The sequence below is a fragment of the Marinactinospora thermotolerans DSM 45154 genome (assembly GCF_900167435.1).
GTDB lineage: Bacteria > Actinomycetota > Actinomycetes > Streptosporangiales > Streptosporangiaceae > Marinactinospora > Marinactinospora thermotolerans.
This window is the reverse complement of the sequence record NZ_FUWS01000008.1, coordinates 269,242-286,857: the sequence shown is the minus strand read 5'-3', so window position 1 is coordinate 286,857 and position 17,616 is coordinate 269,242. Positions and strand designations below refer to the sequence as shown.

Sequence of the window (17,616 nt, the reverse complement as noted above, 5' to 3'; positions counted from 1 at the left end):
CGCGGCCTCGGACTCGGCGTCCAAATGCGCGGTCGCCTCGTCCAACACCACCACCGAAGGCGCCTTGAGCAACAACCGCGCGATCGCCAGACGCTGCTTCTCCCCACCCGACAACCGGTACCCGCGATCCCCCACGACCGTGTCCAACCCATCGGGCAACGCATCCAGCAGATGCCCCAACCGCGCCGCCCGCAACGCCGCGCGCAACTCCTCATCCCCCGCCTCGGGCCGGGCATAGCGCAGGTTCGCGCCGATCGTGTCATGGAACAGGTGGGCGTCCTGGGTGACCACGCCCACCCGCTCACGCAACGACGCGCCCCGCACCTCACGCAGGTCCACCCCGCCCACGCGCACCACACCCTCCACCGGGTCGTACAACCGGGTCACCAGATGCGTCAACGTGGTCTTCCCCGCCCCCGACGGCCCCACCAACGCCACCATCTCCCCCGGCGCCGCCGAAAACGACACGTCATCGAGCACCAGCGGCGTCGCCCCGTCGGCCTCCTCCTTCCCCGATGTCCGCGACACCGACTCCAGGGAGGCCAACGACACCTCCGCCGACCGGGGATAGCGGAAAAAGACGTGGTCGAACTCCACGTCCAGCGGGCCTTCGGGCAGGGGGCGCGCGTCGGGACGGTCGGTGATCGCCGGGCGCAGGTCCAAGACCTCGAACACCCGGTCGAAGCTGACCAGCGCGGTCATCACGTCGACGTGGACGTTGGACAGCGCCGTCAACGGCCCGTACAGGCGGGTCAGCAGGGTGGCCAACGCGACCAGCGTGCCCAGCTCCAGGATGTCGCCGATGGCGAGCAGGCCGCCGACACCGTAGACGACCGCCGTGGCCAGGGCCGCCATGAACGTCAACCCGGTGAAGAAGATCCTGCTGTACATCGCCGAGGTGACACCGATGTCGCGCACCCGCGCGGCGCGGACCGCGAAGCGCTCCGCCTCCTCCTCCGGGCGCCCGTAGAGCTTGACCAGCATCGCGCCGCCCACGTTGAACCGCTCGGTCATGACCGAGCTCATCTCCGCGTCCAGCCGCATCCGCTCGCGGGTGATCCCCGCGAGACGGCGGCCGAACGCCTTGGCCGGAACGATGAACAGAGGGACCAGGACGAGGACGATCAGGGTGATCCGCCACGACAGCGCCAGCATGGTGGCCAGGACCAGGACCAGGCTCACGACGTTGGAGACCACCGACGACAGCGTCGTGGTGAGCGCTCGCTGGGCGCCGATCACGTCGGTGTTGAGCCGGCTGATCAGCGAACCCGTCTGGGTGCGGGTGAAGAACGCCAGGGGCATGCGCTGCACGTGCGCGAACACCTGGGTGCGCAGCCCGTAGATGAGCCCCTCGCCGATCCGCGCCGACAGCCAGCGTTGCGCCAGGGTCAGCACCGCCTCCACCAGGGCCAGGCCGGCCAGGGCCAGCGCCAACCCGACCACGAGGTCGGCGTCACCGGGGATGACGCCCTGGTCGATGAGCGCCTTCATCACCAGCGGCGTGGCGACGACGATGCCGCCGCCCAGGGCGGTCAACACGAGGAAGGCCACCAGCGCGGGCAGGTGGGGGCGCGCGTAGCGCGCGATGCGGCGGATCGTCCCCGGCCGCAGCCGCTCCTTTGTCACATCGCGGTCGCGGGAGAAGCTGCGGAAGGTGCTCCACGTGGCGCTGCTGCCCTGCATAGGCGCGTCTCCCCGGGGCGAGGCGGTCGGCCGACATGATCGTCAACACGCCCCTCCCCCACGCTCTTCCCCCGCCACGCCGCGCCGCCCCGGGTTTCCCCCTCCCCGGCGGGGGAAGGGCGCCAGGACAGGAGGTGGCACATGAACACACCAGACGAACGGAGCAGGGTCGGCAAGCCGGACGACCGGGGCAAGCTCGGTAACGAGCCCGAGGGCGGGAAGCTGGTCAAGCACTCCTCCCACCGTGGCCGCTGGCGCTCCTGGATCATGGTGGGCGTGATGACGGCGGGCTTCGTGCTGGCCGGTGTCGCGCTGACCCTGGGGCCCACGTGGTGGATGTTCTGGGCGGGAACCGCGCTGTTCGTCGTGGGAGGCGTGGTGGCCTACCTGCTGGGCATCCAAAACGACGTGGTGCTGGACGAGCCGAGCTGGCGGAACCCTCCCCGCGAGGACCGCGAGAACCGGGGCTACCCGAAGGAAGTGAGCTGAGCCGCGTTCTCCGCCCGGACCGCGACGGTCCGCGGCGAACGCGACGATGGCCGCGCCCCCATCGGGGACGCGGCCATCGTCGTCTCAGCGATCAGGCGCGCGAGGCGCCCGGGTGGCGGCGGTCGCCGCCACGGTAGGGCTTGCGACCGCCACGACGGTCGTCGCCGCGCCAGGCCGGCCGATCGTCGCGGGGCCGGTCCTCGCCACGCCAGTTCGGGCGGTCCTCACGCCGCGGACGGTCGTCGCGGAAGGGACGGTCGTCACGGAAAGGACGGTCGTCGCGCCGCGGACGGTCGTCACGGAACCGGTCCTCGCGGAAGGGACGGCGTCCCTGGTGGCCGTGCGACTCACGGCGCTCACCGCCGAAGTCGCGGCGCTCACCGCCGAAGTCGCGGCGCTCGCCACCGAAGTCGCGGTCGCGTCCGCCGCCCTCCCTGCGGTCACCGTAGGGACGGCGCTCACCGCGCGGGCGACCGCCGTAGCCGCCACCGTTGCGGCGCGGCCCGCCACGACGGCCCCGGGCGCCACGGCGCTCCGGCTCCGGCGGCTCGATCCACGGCTCCCAGGAGGGCTCGCGGGCCCCGGTGACCTCGGTGAGCAGCTCGTCACCCGGGTTGACCAGGTGCTGCTTGGCGTCCACCCCGGCGTCCATGAGCAGACGGCGGGCCTGGCGGCGCTGGTTGGGCGCGACGAGGGACACCACTCGGCCGGACTCGCCGGCGCGGGCGGTCCGACCACCGCGGTGCAGGTAGTCCTTGTGCGCGGTGGGCAGGTCGACGTTGACCACCAGGTCGATGCCGTCGACGTGGATGCCCCGGGCCGCGACGTCGGTGGCGACGAGGGCGCGGATGCGGCCCTCGCGGAACTTGGCCAGGGTCTTGGTGCGGACGCTCTGCGTCTTGCCCCCGTGCAGGGAGGCGGCCGGGACGCCCGCGTTGACCAGCTGCTCGCTGATGGTGTCGGCCCGGTGCTTGCTGCGCACGAACAGGATGGTGCGGCCCTCGCGCGCGGCGATCTGGGTCACGATCATGTTCTTGTCGCGGGGCAGCACCTTGAGGAGGTGGTGCTCCATGGTCGTGACCTGCGAGACCGGCGGGTCGACCGAGTGGGTCTTGGGGTCGTTCATGTAGCGGCGGACCAGCTTGTCGACGTCCCCGTCGAGGGTCGCGGAGAACAGCAGCGTCTGACCGCCGGGGCGCACCTGGTCGAGCAGCTCGCTGACCTGGGGCATGAAGCCCATGTCGCACATCTGGTCGGCCTCGTCCAGCACCGAGATCTCCACGTCGGAGAGCTCGCAGGCGCCCTGCTCGATCAGGTCGCTGAGCCGGCCGGGCGTGGCGACGAGAACCTCGACACCGCGGCGCAGCTCGTTGATCTGACGGGTGTAGGAGCTGCCGCCGACGACGTCGCCGACGCGGACGCCGAGCGTGTGGGCGTAGGGCTCCAGCGCGTCGCGCACCTGGTGGGCGAGCTCACGGGTGGGGACGAGCACCAGGGCGCGCGGGCGGCGCGACGCCGCCCGCTCCTCGGCGGCGCGGACAAGGACCGGCAGGCCGAAGGCCAGGGTCTTTCCCGAACCGGTGCGGCCACAGCCGAGGACGTCACGGCCGGCGAGCGCGTCGGGGATCGTGGCGGCCTGGATCGGGAACGGGGTGGTCAGCCCGTTCTGCGTCAGTTTCGTGACGACCTTCTCAGGAAGACCGAGATCGCCAAAAACCGGGCATACGGCAGTATCCGTCAAGTGACGTAAACCTTCCTCATCGATCGGCGGCGTTTCGAGGAAGGCTCCGTGGTCACAGCGGAAACCGCGAAGAAATCACACAAACGCGCCGGATAATGCGACTCGGGGGGTAGCTAAGACGTCCCCCTGCGCTGGGCGGCCCGGCGCGCCGGATGCGCGCAGCACGAATTGACCGCCTCCAAGAGCGTACTAGACATCCGATCAGAACGGGTAAGCGATGGCCGATATTCCCCGCTCCCCCGGGGGAGAAACGCCGTGATCCCGCACACACCGGCGGGGCCGCCACCTCTGCGCGCCCTGCCCGCCGTCGAGCGCGGGCAGGGCGCGAGACGCTAGCCCGCCGCGCGGGCCAACGCGGTGAGACGGTCGATCTGGGCGGCCCGCTCGGCCGCCGCCTGCTCTTCGAGGCCGGCCTCCGTGGCCCCCAGGAGCAGGGCCTTGGTGGCGGTGGCCGCCTCGGCGGGGACCGCCAGCAGCGCGGCCGTCAGGTCGGCGACCGCCGCCTCCAGCTCGTCCCCGGGGACGACGAGCTCGGCGAGGCGCAGCTCACGGGCCTCGGCCGCGGAGACGGTGCGCGCGGTCAGGCACAGTTCGATGGCGCGGTTCACCCCGACCAGATCCACCAGGGGCTTGGTCCCGGTGAGGTCGGGCACCAGCCCGAGGGCGGGCTCCTTCATGCACAGCCGCGCGTCATCGGCCAGGACACGCAGGTCACAGGCGAGGGCGAGCTGGAAACCGGCACCGATCGCATGGCCGCGCACCGCGGCGACGGAGACGATGTCGGGGCGGCGCAGCCACAGGTAGCCCGCCTGGTAGGAGGCGATGAGCGCGTCGATCTCGGAGCGGTCGCCGTCACCCGCGGCGATCCTGGCCATGAGCGAGGTCTCGCCGGGGACGCCCTCGGGAGAGAACATCGCGAGGTCGATCCCCGAGGAGAAAGACGACCCATCTCCGCTTATGACAACAATACGGACAGATTCGGGCAGACCATGGCCAATATGGGCCAGAGTCGTCCAGGTCCGTCCGGTCATGGCGTTACGCCGTTCAGGACGCGCCAGCGTGACCTTCGCGACCGCCCCCTGGATCTCCAGCCGTAGCCCCGCGGCCGTCAGCTCCTCGGCTGACGGCAGTGCCGCCTCCACCTCGCACACCTCCGCACACCGGCCCCTACCACCGAGCCGGATTCGGTCGACTTGACCGCCTCACCGTAGCCTTTCGGCAATCGCCTGCCATGACCGGGGGGCGAGTCCGGCGGTGAATACGGACGGCACCCTGCTCACGGCGGCACGGGGCGGTCCGGCGGCCGCGCGAGAGCGGCGACGCGCGGAACGGCCTCAGGAGGTGCTACGCCGCGTGGCTCCGCCACGGCCGCGCAGGCTCACTCCGGCCTCGGTGAGCAGACGGTGCACGAAACCATAGGAACGTCCCGTTGCGGCGGCCAGGGAACGGATGCTCTCGCCCTCGTCATAGCGCTTCTTCAGCTCGGCTGCGAGCTGGGAGCGCTCCGTTCCCGTCACGCGGGTGCCCTTTCTCAGGGTCTCGGCCACGTGTACCTCCTGTGCTCTCGGTCGACCGCAGCGACATTGCTGCCCATGATCAGCCATGGCATGCCGGCTGGCTACCCACCGGGAGGGGAAAAGAAGGCGTGTCGAACCGAAGACGAGGTTTCGGACAGTACCTATATCGGGGCCGGGTGGCTCTCCGAGCGGCCCGCCGCGCGGTCACGGCGGGCCGCGAACTCAGGCCAGCGCGATGAGATCGGTGAAGTCGGCGTTCCAGACGTCCTCGACACCATCGGGGAGCAGGATCACCCTCTCGGGCTGGAGCGCGTCGACCGCGCCCTCGTCGTGGGTGACCAGCACGATGGCGCCCTTGTAGTTGCGCAGGGCGCTGAGGATCTCCTCGCGGCTCGCGGGGTCGAGGTTGTTGGTCGGCTCGTCCAGCAGCAGCACGTTGGCGCTGGAGACCACGAGCGTGGCCAAGGCCAGACGGGTCTTCTCGCCACCCGACAGCACCCCGGCCGGCTTGGCCACGTCGTCGCCGGTGAACAGGAAGGACCCCAGGGTGCGGCGGGCCTCGACCTCCGGCAGGTCCGGCGCCGCGCTCATCATGTTCTCCAGCACCGAACGTTCGGTGTCGAGCGTCTCGTGCTCCTGGGCGTAGTAGCCCAGCCGCAGCCCGTGGCCGTGCACCACCCGACCGGTGTCGGGCTTCTCGACCCCCGCCAGGAGGCGCAGCAGGGTCGTCTTGCCGGCGCCGTTGAGCCCGAGGATGACGACGCGGCTGCCCCGGTCGATCGCGAGGTCCACGCCGGAGAAGATCTCCAACGACCCGTAGGACTTCGACAATCCCTCGGCCATCAAGGGCGTGCGACCGCTCGGCGCGGGATCGGGGAAGCGCAGCTTGGCCACCCGGTCCACCTGGCGCTGCCCGGCGACCGAGGACAGGATGCGCTCGGCCCGGTGCTCCATCTGCTGGGCGGCCTTGGCCTTGGTGGCCTTGGCCCGGAACCGGTCGGCCTGCTTCTGCAACGCCGACGCCTGCTTCTCGGCGTTGGCCTGCTCCCGGCGCCGACGCCGCTCATCGGCCTCGCGCTGGACCTGGTAGGCCTTCCAGCCCATGTTGTAGATGTCGATGACGCAGCGGTTGGCGTCGAGGTAGAAGACCTTGTTGACGACGTGCTCGACAAGCTCGACGTCGTGGCTGATGACGATCAGACCGCCCTGGTGGGACTTGAGGAAGTCCCGCAGCCACACGATCGAGTCGCCGTCGAGGTGGTTGGTGGGCTCGTCGAGCAGGAGGGTGTCGGCGTTGCTGAAGAGGATGCGGGCCAGCTCGACCCGGCGGCGCTGACCACCCGAGAGCGTGTGCAGCGGCTGCGAGAGGATCCGGTTGGGCAGCCCCAGGCTGGAGGCGATGGAGGCGGCCTCGGCCTCGGCCGCGTATCCCCCCAGCACGTGCAGGCGCTCCTCGGCCCGGGCGTAGGCCCGCACCCCCTGGTCCCGGATCTTGGGGACGTCGCTGCTCATCTTCTCTTCGGCGACGCGCATGCGGCGCAACACCTCGTCGATGCCGCGCGCGGCGAGAATCCGGTCGCGGGCGATCACGTCGAGATCGCCAGTGCGCGGGTCCTGCGGCAGGTAGCCGACAGTCCCCTTCGTGGTGACCTGTCCGTTGGCGGGCAGACCTGCGCCGGCCAGGACCTTGGTCAAGGTGGTCTTGCCCGCCCCGTTGCGGCCGACGAGGCCGATGCGGTCGCCGGCGGCGACGCGGAAGGAGGTGGGCTCCAGCAGGAGGCGGGATCCGACACGGATCTCCAGGTCGGAGGCGATGAGCATCAGGCTATGACTTCCTTGCGAGGGCATGCGTGGGGACGGTCGGGAACGGCTCCGCAGCGACGCCCGCGACGGCGGGCGGCGCGGAGGCATCGGGGTGGTCAGTCCGGAATCACACGCACGCCCCCAGCCTAGCCTCCGGTGGGGGCCGCCGCGTCCGCTCTGCTGGTTGCCCGTCCGCGCGGGAGGAGGGACCGCCTCCCGCGCGGACGCGCGGAACAACAGGGGACGCGGGTCAGGCCGTGCCGCCCTCCTGCGGGGCGACCGGCGCGGCGGGAGACGGCGGGGCCGGCTCGGGCCCGGGCGGGGCCGTGGCGACGATCCCGCCGGTGGCGATCCGACGCGCCTCGGCGGCCTCGCGCTCGGCGGCGGCGAACGGGCGGTTGCGCAGCAGGGCGGCGATGACCGCGGCCACCGGGGTGGCCAGGAAGGCCCCGGCGATCCCACCGACGATGGAGCCCACCGCGATGGCCAGCAGCACGATCGCCGAAGGAAGCTCCAGCGCCTTCCCGTAGATCCGCGGCGCGAAGATGTGGCTCTCCAGTTGCTGCACCAGCACGGTGGCGCCGATCACGACGAGCGCGATCACCCACCCCGCGTCGATGAAGGCCACCAGCGCGGCGATCAGACCGGTGAGGAAGGCCCCCACCACCGGGAGGAAGGCGCCGATGAACGTCAGCACGATGAGGGGGATCGCGAGCTGGATGTCGATGAGGAAGACGAGGAAGAGCCCGATGCCCACCGCGTCGATGAACCCGACGATCGCCACGCCGCGGACATAGCGCCCCATCACCCCGTAGGTGACCCGCCCCCCGACGCGCAGGGCGCGGCGGGACTGCTGCGGGAACAGTTCGCACACCCACTCCATGAGCCTGTCACCGGAGTGGACGAAGTAGACGGTGAGGACCAGGGTGAGCACCAGCCCGATGAGGACCTCGCCGACGGCGACGGCACCGGCCCAGGCGCCGCTGACCAACTGGGCGCTGTTGCGCTGGAGCTCGGCTTGGGCGCTGCGCACCAGCTGGTTGACCACCTGCTCGTCCAGCCCCAGCGAGGCGGCGAGCCGCTGGAGGGTGGCCACCGCCTGGTTGAGGCTGTCGAGGAGGCCGCCGACACCGTTGATCGCCGGCTGCACGATGAGGGTGACCACCCCGCCGAACACGATCATGGCGCCCAGGAAGGTGATCGTCGTCGAGGGGCCACGGCCCAGACCCCGCCGGCGCAGCCATTTGGCGGCCGGCATGAGCAGCGCGGTCAGGAAGACGGCGAGCACGATGGGCAGCGTGACGACCCGGGTGTAGGTGGCCGCCCACAGCAGCAGGGCCGCGACGACGCCGACGACCAGTATCCGCCAGGACGTGTCGCTGACCCGGCGCAGCAGGTCGTCCTCCTCCATCTCCCCGGGTTCGGGCGGCGGGACCTGTTCCGTCACCACCGGCCCGGTTTCGCGGACGGGCTCCGTCCTCTTGCGCCACATCCACCGCTGTCCCGGTCGGAACACCCTCAACTCCGGCCCCTCTACTCCGTTTCCTGACCAACCGCCGTCTCATCCCCGCACCGGTGGTCGTGTCCAACGTCGCTCAGCAAAGGCGGCGGTCGACGCCGTACCGGGCGGGAAGGGAAGTCTAGAACTGCCAGACGGAGCGGCGTTCGCCGCTGGCAACGATCTCATTGCCGAACGGGGCCAGTGCCACTGGGATCATCTTCAGGGAGGCCCAGGCCATGGGAATGCCGATGATCGTGATCGCCAGGCCGAACGCGGTGACGATGTGTCCCAGGACCAGCCACCATCCGGCGACGATCACCCAGATGACGTTGGCGACCGTGCTGCCGGTTCCCGCGCCGGGGCGGCGGACGAGCTCGCGCCCGAAGGGCCACAGCGCGTAGTTGGCCATGCGGAACGAGGCGACGCCGAACGGGATCGTGACGATCAGGATGCAGCAGATGAGACCCGCGAAGGCGTATCCCACGGCCAGCCAGAACCCGGCGACGAACAACCAGATGACGTTGAGGACGAAACGCAGCAGGGCCATTTCCCCCACCCTTCCCTGTACTCGCGTGTGAGGTTCGCGGGCGGTACGCCCCTCGCGCGCATGTCGTCGTTGTGCCGTTGTCCGCCCCCGGGTGGACCGCGGGGGCTTGCGCCCGCCCTCGCCTCCACCTAGTACGACGGGGCGTGGGCGGGCGTCGTTCCCGTGCGCGCCCCCGAACTCGTCCCTTAGGGGGTGGTGAGGGCAACGCGCCGGGCCGCCGAGGGGCAACAACGGACCAAAAATCCCGCCCCCTTCGGTGTGGCGTCTCGCCGGTCAGGGGAGGCCCTGTCCCGTGGACAAGACGCGAGAACCACACCTGCCCGTTTCGGCCGGAACCCCCGTCACCCCCACCCCGTCCGCCCCTCCCTTCCCGCCCGCGGAGGCCAGGGGGGCACGCGACTCCGTCGACGTCGCGGCGCTGGAGGAACTCCTCCGCCGGGTGCGCCGGGGTCCCCGCACCGCGCCGGCGGACCGCCGGCCCGCCCCCGTCCGCGAGGAGACCACTCCCTCGGCGGGTTAGGGTCGCGCGGCGGGGAGAGGTGTCATGGGAGAGGGCGGACGCCGAGGCGTCCGCCGGACACCTTCCATCCATCGACCGGACCGAGGAACCGACCGTGCGTATCACCAAACTGGGGCACTCCTGCGTACGCCTGGAACGCGACGGGGCGACGCTCGTCATCGACCCGGGCACGTTCAGCGAGCCGGACGCGGCGGCGGGCGCCGACGCGATCGCCATCACCCACGAACACCCCGACCACTTCGATCCCGATCGTCTGTACGCGGCCGCCACCGACAATCCGGAACTGGAGATCTACGCCCACCCCTCCGTGGCGGCGCGGCTCTCGGAGTTGACGGAGCGGGGCGTGCGGGTCCACGAGGTGGTCCATGGCGACACCCCGCGCATGGCCGGCTTCGACGTCCACGTCTACGGGGAGCGGCACGCGGTGATCCATCCCGACATTCCGGTCGTGGCGAACGTGGGGTTCCGGATCGAGGCCCCCGGTGGCGCGCTGTTCCACCCCGGGGACGCGCTGACCGTGCCGGAGGATCCGGTCGCCCTGCTCCTCCTCCCGTTGCACGCGCCGTGGATGAAGGTCGGCGAGCTGATCGACTACGCGCGCGAGGTGGCGCCGCAGCGGGCCGTCGCGATCCATGACGGCCTGCTCAACGAGGTGGGGGCGGGGGTCTACGCCAAGAACCTGGCGCTGACCGAGGTGGCGGGGGGCAACTACGAGCGCCTGACCCCGGGAGAGAGCCGCGAACTTTAGCAGCTCGTCGCCGCCGGGCCGAGGGGAACCGCACATCTCCTGGACCGGCGGCGCTACCGGGCTGGTGTGACCCGGCTATCAACCCGAACCTCTGGCCAGAGACCAAAAACAGACATACGATGTCCCATATCCGGCGCCCGCGTCGGTACTTGCGATTCCGTGGCAAACCGGGACAGATGGCCACACATCCACCGGTTCAAACCGGTTTTCGGTAACGGTTGAGCGAGTAATTTCCCCACCCCCCGTGCGCGATCGGGAGTGGGGATGGCATGATTACGTACCGGCCGGCAGGGAGAGCGTTTCTGCCTCCGCGGCCTATCGCGTGAGCGCCCGCCGGCTTCGGCGGATCTGCGCCGCCGTGGTCTCCACCACACCGGGAACACCGAAGCACGGCATGACGTTTCGTCATGCTGGGCGTCTCACGCTGCATGACCAGTTTTGTGACTCAGCTTCTGACAGCTTACTAGCGATTTCAGTAGAGGTGGTTCAACCATGTCTCAGGTACGCCGGCAGGCCACGCTGCGCCCCCGCCCGAGCTGGGGGTGGCAGGATGCCGCCGCGTGCCGGGGCGAGGACCTTGTGCTCTTCTTCGGCCCGGACGGCGAGCGCCAGCCCGAGCGGGAGATCCGTGAGCGCAAGGCCAAGGAGATCTGTGCTCAGTGCCCTGTTCGTACCGAATGTCTCGACTACGCGATCTCGCGTCCCGAGAAGTACGGCACGTGGGGCGGCCTGAACGAAGACGAGCGCGCTTCTGAGCGCCGTCGCCGCATGCGCCGCGCCAACGCAGCCTGATCCCGACGCCCGCCCCGGGCGAATCGCGGCGGTGACGGTGCGCGTCCTCACGACGCCCCGTGTCCCGCCCCCTCCGTGCGACCCCGTCATCCGCGTGTTCCGTCGCACGGCACGGGACCTCCGGACCCCTCCGGCGGTTCCCCGCCTTCACGGCTTCCCCTGGCCGGCCGTTTCGGCCGTCCCGCGCGATTCCCGCGTTCTTCCCGTGGCGCCTCGGCCCCGTGCCGGGGCGCCACGGCGTTTCCCACCCCGGCCTCACAGGTGCCGACCGAACCACTCCACCGCGGAGTCCGCGGCCCGTTGCCAATCCTCGGGGCCGCTGAGCAGCTGCTCAGCGCCGGCGACCACCCGCAGTTCCCGGGGACCGGCGAGCCGGCCCATCGCCCATTCGGCGATCTCCCGGACGAAGGAGTCCTCCCCCTCGACCAGCGCGAGGACCGGGACCCGCACCCGCGTCAGCGCGTCCTCGGCCATGTCGATACGGCCGTCGCGGGCCAGGACCGCTCCGACGTCGTCGGGCAGCTCCGCGGCCGCCACCAGGGCCGCCGCCGCACCGGAGCCCGACCCGACGAGCCCCACCGGCCGGTCGGCGGCATCGGTCGACCTGCGCAGCCAGCGCACCGCCGCCGCCAACCGCTCTCCCAACCGGCGCGTGTCGACCCCGCTGGCCCCCGTCTCCTCCTCCCGTCGCCACTCCTGGGAGGTGAGCAGGTCCAACAGCAGCGTGGCATACCCCGCCCGGCGCAGCGCCGCGGCGACCGTGCGATGCCGCGGATCGTGGCGGCCGTGCCCCAGGGCGAAGACCACCGTGCCGTGCACGACCGAGGGCACCGCCAGGTCCCCGTCGAGGTGCTCCTCCCCCGCCCGGATGCGGACCGCGCGCTCGGAGTCGTTCTCGGCGCTCTGGTCGCGCAGCTCCGCCAGCAACGTGGTCACGTGCTCGTCGGAGAGCTGGCGGAAATCCCGGTACCACTCCCCCACCGCGCGGAAGTTCGCCGGGGCGGTGAGGACCACGAGCTGGTCGACCTCTGGACGCAGCGCCTCGACCGCCGTGCCCGAGGCCACCGGAACGGCGAGCACCAACCTGGCCGGGCGCGCGCGGCGCACCATGCGTAGCGCGGCGCGCGCCGTCCCGCCGGTGGCCACCCCGTCATCGACGACGATGACGTCACGTCCGGCAAGGCGCGGCGCCGACCGCGTCCCCCGGTAGACCTCCAGCCTGCGGGCGAGTTCGGCCCGCTCCGCCGCCACCGTCTCGGCCAGGCGCTCGCGCGAGACCCCCAGCCTGGCCAGCATGGAGTCGTCGAAACAGACATGGCCGTCCTCGGCCAGCGCGCCGACGCCCAGTTCGGCGTGGCCCGGAAGCCCGATCTTGCGCACGACCAGGACGTCCAAGGGGGCGCGTAGCCGGCGGGCGAGCTCCGCGCCCACGGGCACGCCCCCGCGAGGCAGGGCCACCACGATCGGGTCGGTGACCGCGAAGGCACGCACCCGTTCGGCGAGCCGGCGCCCGGCCTCGGCTCGATCGGCGAAGGGAAGCGAAACGGGAAGCGGACTCACGGCGACCTACCGCTTGACTCGGCAGTGAAGAGTGCCTACCGGCATACCCCCTCGTTCCACCGCCGCAACCCCGGAAAACCGCAAATCTACATCAGGGCCGACCATAGACGGCCATTCCCTCCGCCCGGCTCACCGGCCGGCCCGCTCCTCCGCCTTGCGGAAGTCGCCCTCCAGCGCGGCCATCACCAAGGCGTCATGGCGGCGCCCCTCCCACAGCAGAGCGTCACGCAACCGCCCCTCGACCACGAAGCCGCAGGCCCGGTAGGCGGCGATCGCCCGCATGTTGAAGGCGTAGACCTCCAGCCAGACCCGGTGCAGCCCGATCCGGCTGAAGGCGTAGTCCAGGACCAGTCTGGTCGCCTCCCGCCCCAGGCCACGACCGGTGAACTGGATGGCCGACAGCGCGATCCGGTAGGCGGCGCTCTCGTTGTCGGCGTCGACGTCCATCAACGACAGCTCGCCGACGTAACGGCCCTGCGCCCGGTCGATGATCGCGAGGTCGAGCCGGTCGGTCCGACGCGCCCGCGAGGCGCACCAGCGCAGCGCCTCTTCCCGGGTGAGGACACGGTGGGTGCCGGTCAGACGGCGGGTCTCGGCATCCTGGGTGGCCTCGTAGAAGACGTCGGCGTGCTCCTCCGCCAGCGGAACGAGGCGGACGAGGTCACCGGTGAGCGTCGGTTTGTCGCGCAGCGCGCTCGAATCGATCATCGGTCGGGGCTCCGGTCATCATGGGCGAGTGAGCGGGGATCGCCGGGTCGGTCGGACGGATGGGATGTTCACCAGGGCTCGGGGTTGCGGTCCGAAAGGACCATATGTAGGACGCCCGACACACGTGACGCAAGCCCGGCTCCCCTTCGGCTTGCCCTCGCTCCCCCCGTTCACGCGATGCCGCCGTGTTCTAGGGTTCGGAGAGTCCCGGCCCCGCCGGACCCGCCGGGCTCCGCGACGGAGGCGACGACCGTCGTCTGGGGCCCCACCCGAAGGAGGAACCGGTGTCCACACACCCCCAGGCTCCCGCGCGGCCGGACGCGGTGGCGCGCCGGGCGCGCGCCGCCGTCGTCGTGCTGTTCCTGGTCAACGGCTTCACCTACACCAACGTGGTGCCGTGGCTGCCCGCCATCAAGGACGACCTGGGACTCTCCAACGTCGCGCTGGGCACCGCGATCGCCGCGATGCCGCTGGGGGCGCTGCTGACCGGCATGCTCGCCGGGCCGCTCATCGCCCGGTTCGGCAGCGGGCGGGTGTCGGTGGCCACCGGCCTGCTCGGCGCCCTGCTGCTCCCGCTGGTCGCCCTCGCCCCCAACTGGGGGGTCCTGGCCGTGGCCCTGTTCGGCCTGGGGTGCGCGGACGCCTGGATGGACTCGGCGATGAACTCCCACGGGCTGCGGGTGCAACGCCGCTACGGCCGGTCGATCATCAACACCTTCCACGCCGTGTGGAGCGTGGGCGCGGTGGGCGGCGGCCTGCTGGGAGCGTCAATGGCCGGCCTGGGGGTTCCGCTCCCCGCGCACCTCGGCGGCGTCGCGATCCTGTTGGCCGTTCTCTCCCTCACGGCGGCGCGGATGCTGCTGCCCGGCCCCGAGCACGCGGAACGCTCCGACGGTTCGCACGCCCCGGCCCCCGGCGAGGTGCTGCGGCTGCTGCGTCGCGCGGCCGGCCTCCTGCTCGCCTTGAGCGTGCTGTTGATGATGTCGGCCGCGGTCGAGGACGCCGCGGCGTCCTGGGGGGCGGTCTACATGCGCGACGAGCTCATGGCCACGGCCTTCCTGGCCGGCCTGCCCTTCGTGGCGTGCCAGGCGTTGATGACGGTGGGACGCCTCGTCGGCGACCGGCTGACCGACCGGTTCGGGGCCGTGGCGGTCGCGCGCACGGGACTGCTGCTGTCCGCGGCCGGGCTGGGGGCGGCGCTGCTGTTCCCCAGCCCCTGGACGACGATCGCCGGTTTCGGCCTGACCGGTCTGGGGGTGGCGACGTTGTTCCCGTTGACCCTCACCGCGGCCGGTGAGATCCCGGGGGTGCGCAGCGGCGACGGGGTGACCATCGTGGCCTGGCTGGCGCGTGTCGGCTTCCTGTGCTTCCCGCCCCTGGTGGGACTGGTCGCCGACTCCGCCTCGCTGCGTGTCGGGTTGGTCGCGATCCCCCTGGCGGCGCTCATCGGGGCGGCCCTGGCCGGGGCGCTACGCCCCCGGACCTCGACCGGGGCCGCCGCCTGAGGCCCACGGGGCCGCCCCGGGCGCGAGGTCGGGCGCCGGCGCGGACGGCCGGGGCTCAGCAGGTGCCGAGCATGTCCGCCAGCGCCGCGTGGTCCCGCGCCGCCAGCGGCAGGTCATAGCGGTGGGAGACGTCGATGTAGGCGATGGCGTAGGAGCACTGGTAGTCGGCGTGGGGGCGCCACTCGCCGGGACCGGAGTCGCTCTTCTCCCGGTTGGCCGGACCGTAGGCGGCGACCAGGTTGTCGGGGTCGTTGGCGAACTCGATCCGGCGTTCCCGGTCCCACTCGTCGGCTCCCATCCGCCAGGCCAGCGACAGCGGGACCACGTGGTCGATCTGCACCTGCTGGGGGTCCTCGCTGGTGAACTCGACGCGGTCGCCGGTGTAGGGGTCGTCGAGCACGCCCGCGAGGACCTTGCACTCCTCGTCGGTGCGCACCTGGTCGAGGTCGCGCGCCAGTATGTCGTTACGGGTGGAGCAGCCGTTGCCGTCGGTGTCGATCCACCCGTGGCCGAACTCCTCGCGTTCGTAGTCGCCCCGGGGGGCGGGCTCGGCGGTGGGGATGGCGGCCAGGAGGTCGGCCGCCCGTTCCGCCTCGGCCGAGGAGCCCGGAGCCGGGGAGGCCGGGGAGGCGGGTCCGCCCCCGTCCCCGGCGAGGTCGCGCAGCAGGCCGAGCGGATCCCGTCCGGTGAGCAGGGCCGCCAATCCGACCAGGGCCACGACGACGGCCAGCGCGGCGACCACCCCCGCCGGTCGTCGGCATCCGGAGCGTCGGTCACGGGACGGGACGGCCATGATGGTCACTCACCTCGACGGCGCGGGCTCGGGGACGGGGATGGACGCGCCGATGATCATGAGCATGCCGGATCCGCGCTCCCTCCGGTAGCCGCCGAAGGGTGCTCCTGCTCTCACCCCTCCCCGGCCCGGGCCACCGGCCCCGAGGGGGGAGTCTCGGCGCCCTCGTCCGCCGGCTCCTCCTCCTGCCGTTGCTCCTCGCCCTCCTGCCGTTGCTCCTCGCCGGTGGGGACCGCGGCGGCGACCGTTTCGCCCCGCTCCGGGCGGTCGTTTTCGGGCGCGGGTTCCACGTCGGCCTCGCCCTCCTCCCCGGCCACGCTCTGCAACGCCTTCTCGCGCCGCTCCACCAGACGCGCGGCGCGGGCGTGCCGCCGGGCGGCGATCTCGGCGCGCGCCGTCGCGGTCGTCTCGGTGGGCCACATCGCGTCGATCTCGGCGTTGAGGGACGACCCCACGAGGACGGCCAGGGCCATGACCCACAACCAGGCCAGGATCGCGATCGGCGCCGCGAGCGAACCGTAGATGGTGACCTGGCCGAAGGAGGCGTCGAGGTACAGGCGCAACAGCACCGACCCCGCCAGCAGGACCAGGACGGCGACCACCGCGCCGGGCAGGTGACGCCAGACGGGGGTGCGCACCGGAACGCTCAGCGTGTACAGCCCGACCAGGCACAGCAGGGACAGCGCGACGACCCCGGGCCAGTAGGCCAGGTGGAGGTGGTCGGCGGTCATCGGCAGCAGGTCGCGGACGAGCTCCGGCCCGGCCACGATCGCGGGCAGCACGACCAGGGCGAACAGCAGGCCGCCGAGGTAGCCGACGAACGCCAGGGCGCGCTGGCGGAAGTAGCCGCGCAGTTCCTCCAGACCGTAGGCGATCGTGATGGACTCGATGAACACGTTCATGGCGCGCGACCCCGACCACAGGGAGACCAGGAACGTCACCGAGATCGCGCCGCCCTGCGCGCCGGCCAGGAAATCGTCGACGAGGGGGGTGACCACGGTGTCGACGGTGTCGGTGGTCAGCGCGGTGGCGGCGAGCTCCAAGATCCACTCGCGCACCCCCAGGACCGTCTCGGCGCCCAGCAGCGGACGGAGGTGGCCGAGCGCGCCGACCAGACCGAGGAGCAGGGCGGGCAGTGACAGCAACGAGAAGAACGCCGACTCGGCGGCCAGCCCGACCACCCGGGTGCGGGAGGCAGAGGCCGCGGTACGTGCGACGAGGGAGACCACGGCGCCCAGCCGCGGGTTACGGATGCACAGATCGTCCAGATAGCGCCGGGCCCGTTCCGCGAGAACTCGCACACCGTCCAACCTAGCCGCCGGCTCCCGCCTCGGCGTCCGACCTGTCGATCCTCCCGGTTCCGATGACAAAACGTGACCCTATTTCCTACTTACTTTACCGGTTATACGTGATGTGCTTCACCGACAGGCGGGACGGCCCGCGCCTGGACAAAGGATTCCTCCGCGTGCCATTGTCGAGACCATGACCACTGTTTTGGACCCGATGCTCTGCGTGCGCCGGCACGTGGACTTTCTGCGGGTCCGCAGTGCCATCTGTCGCAACGTCGGCTGACTCCACCGCCGCACTGTCTCCACCCGCCCGCACCCTGGGGCGTATGCGGCGCCGACGTTGCCCTCCGCCTCGCACGACCCCGACTCCGCCACAACGAGGTGCGGATCCTGGGGCCGGTGGGGTGCGCGTCGGCCGAC

Annotated in this window: 16 protein-coding genes; 5 read left to right on the top strand and 11 right to left on the bottom strand. The window is 71.6% G+C overall.

Going from position 1 to position 17,616, the window contains the following annotated elements; all coding sequences use genetic code 11:
• Nucleotides 1–1,683, bottom strand: a 1,683-nt coding sequence (locus B5D66_RS16175) for an ABC transporter ATP-binding protein (RefSeq protein ID WP_078762572.1), incomplete at its 3' end; no start/stop codon positions are given.
• Between the two features lie 141 nt (nucleotides 1,684–1,824).
• Here B5D66_RS16175 and B5D66_RS25775 point away from each other — a divergent pair.
• Nucleotides 1,825–2,172: an HGxxPAAW family protein gene (locus B5D66_RS25775; RefSeq protein ID WP_200813667.1), complete on the top strand. Its 348-nt coding sequence runs from the start codon at nucleotides 1,825–1,827 to the stop codon at nucleotides 2,170–2,172.
• A gap of 91 nt (nucleotides 2,173–2,263) precedes the next feature.
• On the opposite strand, the gene B5D66_RS16165 is transcribed toward B5D66_RS25775, so the two are convergent.
• The 6 genes from B5D66_RS16165 to B5D66_RS16140 all read right to left on the bottom strand — a co-directional run bounded on the left by B5D66_RS16165 (nucleotide 2,264) and on the right by B5D66_RS16140 (nucleotide 9,281).
• Nucleotides 2,264–3,913, bottom strand: a complete 1,650-nt coding sequence (locus B5D66_RS16165) for a DEAD/DEAH box helicase (protein ID WP_078762571.1) — start codon at nucleotides 3,911–3,913, stop codon at nucleotides 2,264–2,266.
• A 332-nt stretch (nucleotides 3,914–4,245) separates the two neighbouring features.
• Complete coding sequence (locus B5D66_RS16160) at nucleotides 4,246–5,055, bottom strand: enoyl-CoA hydratase/isomerase family protein (RefSeq protein WP_078762570.1); 810 nt, start codon at nucleotides 5,053–5,055, stop codon at nucleotides 4,246–4,248.
• A 192-nt stretch (nucleotides 5,056–5,247) separates the two neighbouring features.
• On the bottom strand, nucleotides 5,248–5,460 hold the full coding sequence (locus B5D66_RS16155) for a helix-turn-helix domain-containing protein (RefSeq protein ID WP_078762569.1): 213 nt from the start codon (nucleotides 5,458–5,460) through the stop codon (nucleotides 5,248–5,250).
• 192 nt (nucleotides 5,461–5,652) lie between these two features.
• A complete protein-coding gene (locus B5D66_RS16150; RefSeq protein ID WP_078762568.1) occupies nucleotides 5,653–7,251 on the bottom strand; it encodes an ABC-F family ATP-binding cassette domain-containing protein in 1,599 nt (532 codons plus the stop codon).
• Between the two features lie 232 nt (nucleotides 7,252–7,483).
• A complete protein-coding gene (locus B5D66_RS16145) occupies nucleotides 7,484–8,683 on the bottom strand; it encodes an AI-2E family transporter (protein ID WP_394330062.1) in 1,200 nt (399 codons plus the stop codon).
• Between the two features lie 190 nt (nucleotides 8,684–8,873).
• Nucleotides 8,874–9,281, bottom strand: a complete 408-nt coding sequence (locus tag B5D66_RS16140; RefSeq protein ID WP_078762566.1) for a YccF domain-containing protein — start codon at nucleotides 9,279–9,281, stop codon at nucleotides 8,874–8,876.
• A gap of 292 nt (nucleotides 9,282–9,573) precedes the next feature.
• Between B5D66_RS16140 and B5D66_RS16135 the strand changes: the two genes are divergently transcribed.
• The 3 genes from B5D66_RS16135 (at nucleotide 9,574) to B5D66_RS16125 (ending at nucleotide 11,341) form a co-directional block, all read left to right on the top strand.
• Nucleotides 9,574–9,801: a hypothetical protein gene (locus B5D66_RS16135; protein WP_078762565.1), complete on the top strand. Its 228-nt coding sequence runs from the start codon at nucleotides 9,574–9,576 to the stop codon at nucleotides 9,799–9,801.
• 94 nt (nucleotides 9,802–9,895) lie between these two features.
• Nucleotides 9,896–10,549 carry an MBL fold metallo-hydrolase gene (locus B5D66_RS16130; protein ID WP_078762599.1) on the top strand — a complete coding sequence of 218 codons (654 nt, stop codon included), beginning with the start codon at nucleotides 9,896–9,898 and terminating at the stop codon, nucleotides 10,547–10,549.
• Between the two features lie 492 nt (nucleotides 10,550–11,041).
• On the top strand, nucleotides 11,042–11,341 hold the full coding sequence (locus B5D66_RS16125; protein WP_123201111.1) for a WhiB family transcriptional regulator: 300 nt from the start codon (nucleotides 11,042–11,044) through the stop codon (nucleotides 11,339–11,341).
• A gap of 255 nt (nucleotides 11,342–11,596) precedes the next feature.
• Here the strand turns inward: B5D66_RS16125 and B5D66_RS16120 are convergent, their stop codons facing one another.
• Both B5D66_RS16120 and B5D66_RS16115 read right to left on the bottom strand, forming a co-directional pair.
• Nucleotides 11,597–12,901 (bottom strand): phosphoribosyltransferase family protein, encoded by a 1,305-nt coding sequence (locus B5D66_RS16120; protein ID WP_078762564.1) that lies wholly within the window; start codon nucleotides 12,899–12,901, stop codon nucleotides 11,597–11,599.
• A gap of 129 nt (nucleotides 12,902–13,030) precedes the next feature.
• Nucleotides 13,031–13,609: a GNAT family N-acetyltransferase gene (locus B5D66_RS16115; RefSeq protein WP_078762563.1), complete on the bottom strand. Its 579-nt coding sequence runs from the start codon at nucleotides 13,607–13,609 to the stop codon at nucleotides 13,031–13,033.
• Nucleotides 13,610–13,893: 284 nt separating this feature from the next.
• On the opposite strand from B5D66_RS16115, the gene B5D66_RS16110 reads away from it, so the two are divergent.
• Entirely contained in the window at nucleotides 13,894–15,114 is a 1,221-nt protein-coding gene (locus B5D66_RS16110; protein ID WP_078762562.1) for an MFS transporter, read from the top strand.
• Nucleotides 15,115–15,169: 55 nt separating this feature from the next.
• Here B5D66_RS16110 and B5D66_RS16105 read toward each other — a convergent pair whose 3' ends face one another.
• Entirely contained in the window at nucleotides 15,170–15,907 is a 738-nt protein-coding gene (locus B5D66_RS16105) for an HNH endonuclease family protein (protein ID WP_078762561.1), read from the bottom strand.
• Nucleotides 15,908–16,020: 113 nt separating this feature from the next.
• Nucleotides 16,021–17,208 carry a YihY/virulence factor BrkB family protein gene (locus B5D66_RS16100; RefSeq protein ID WP_078762560.1) on the bottom strand — a complete coding sequence of 396 codons (1,188 nt, stop codon included), beginning with the start codon at nucleotides 17,206–17,208 and terminating at the stop codon, nucleotides 16,021–16,023.
• Nucleotides 17,209–17,616: the final 408 nt, after the last annotated feature.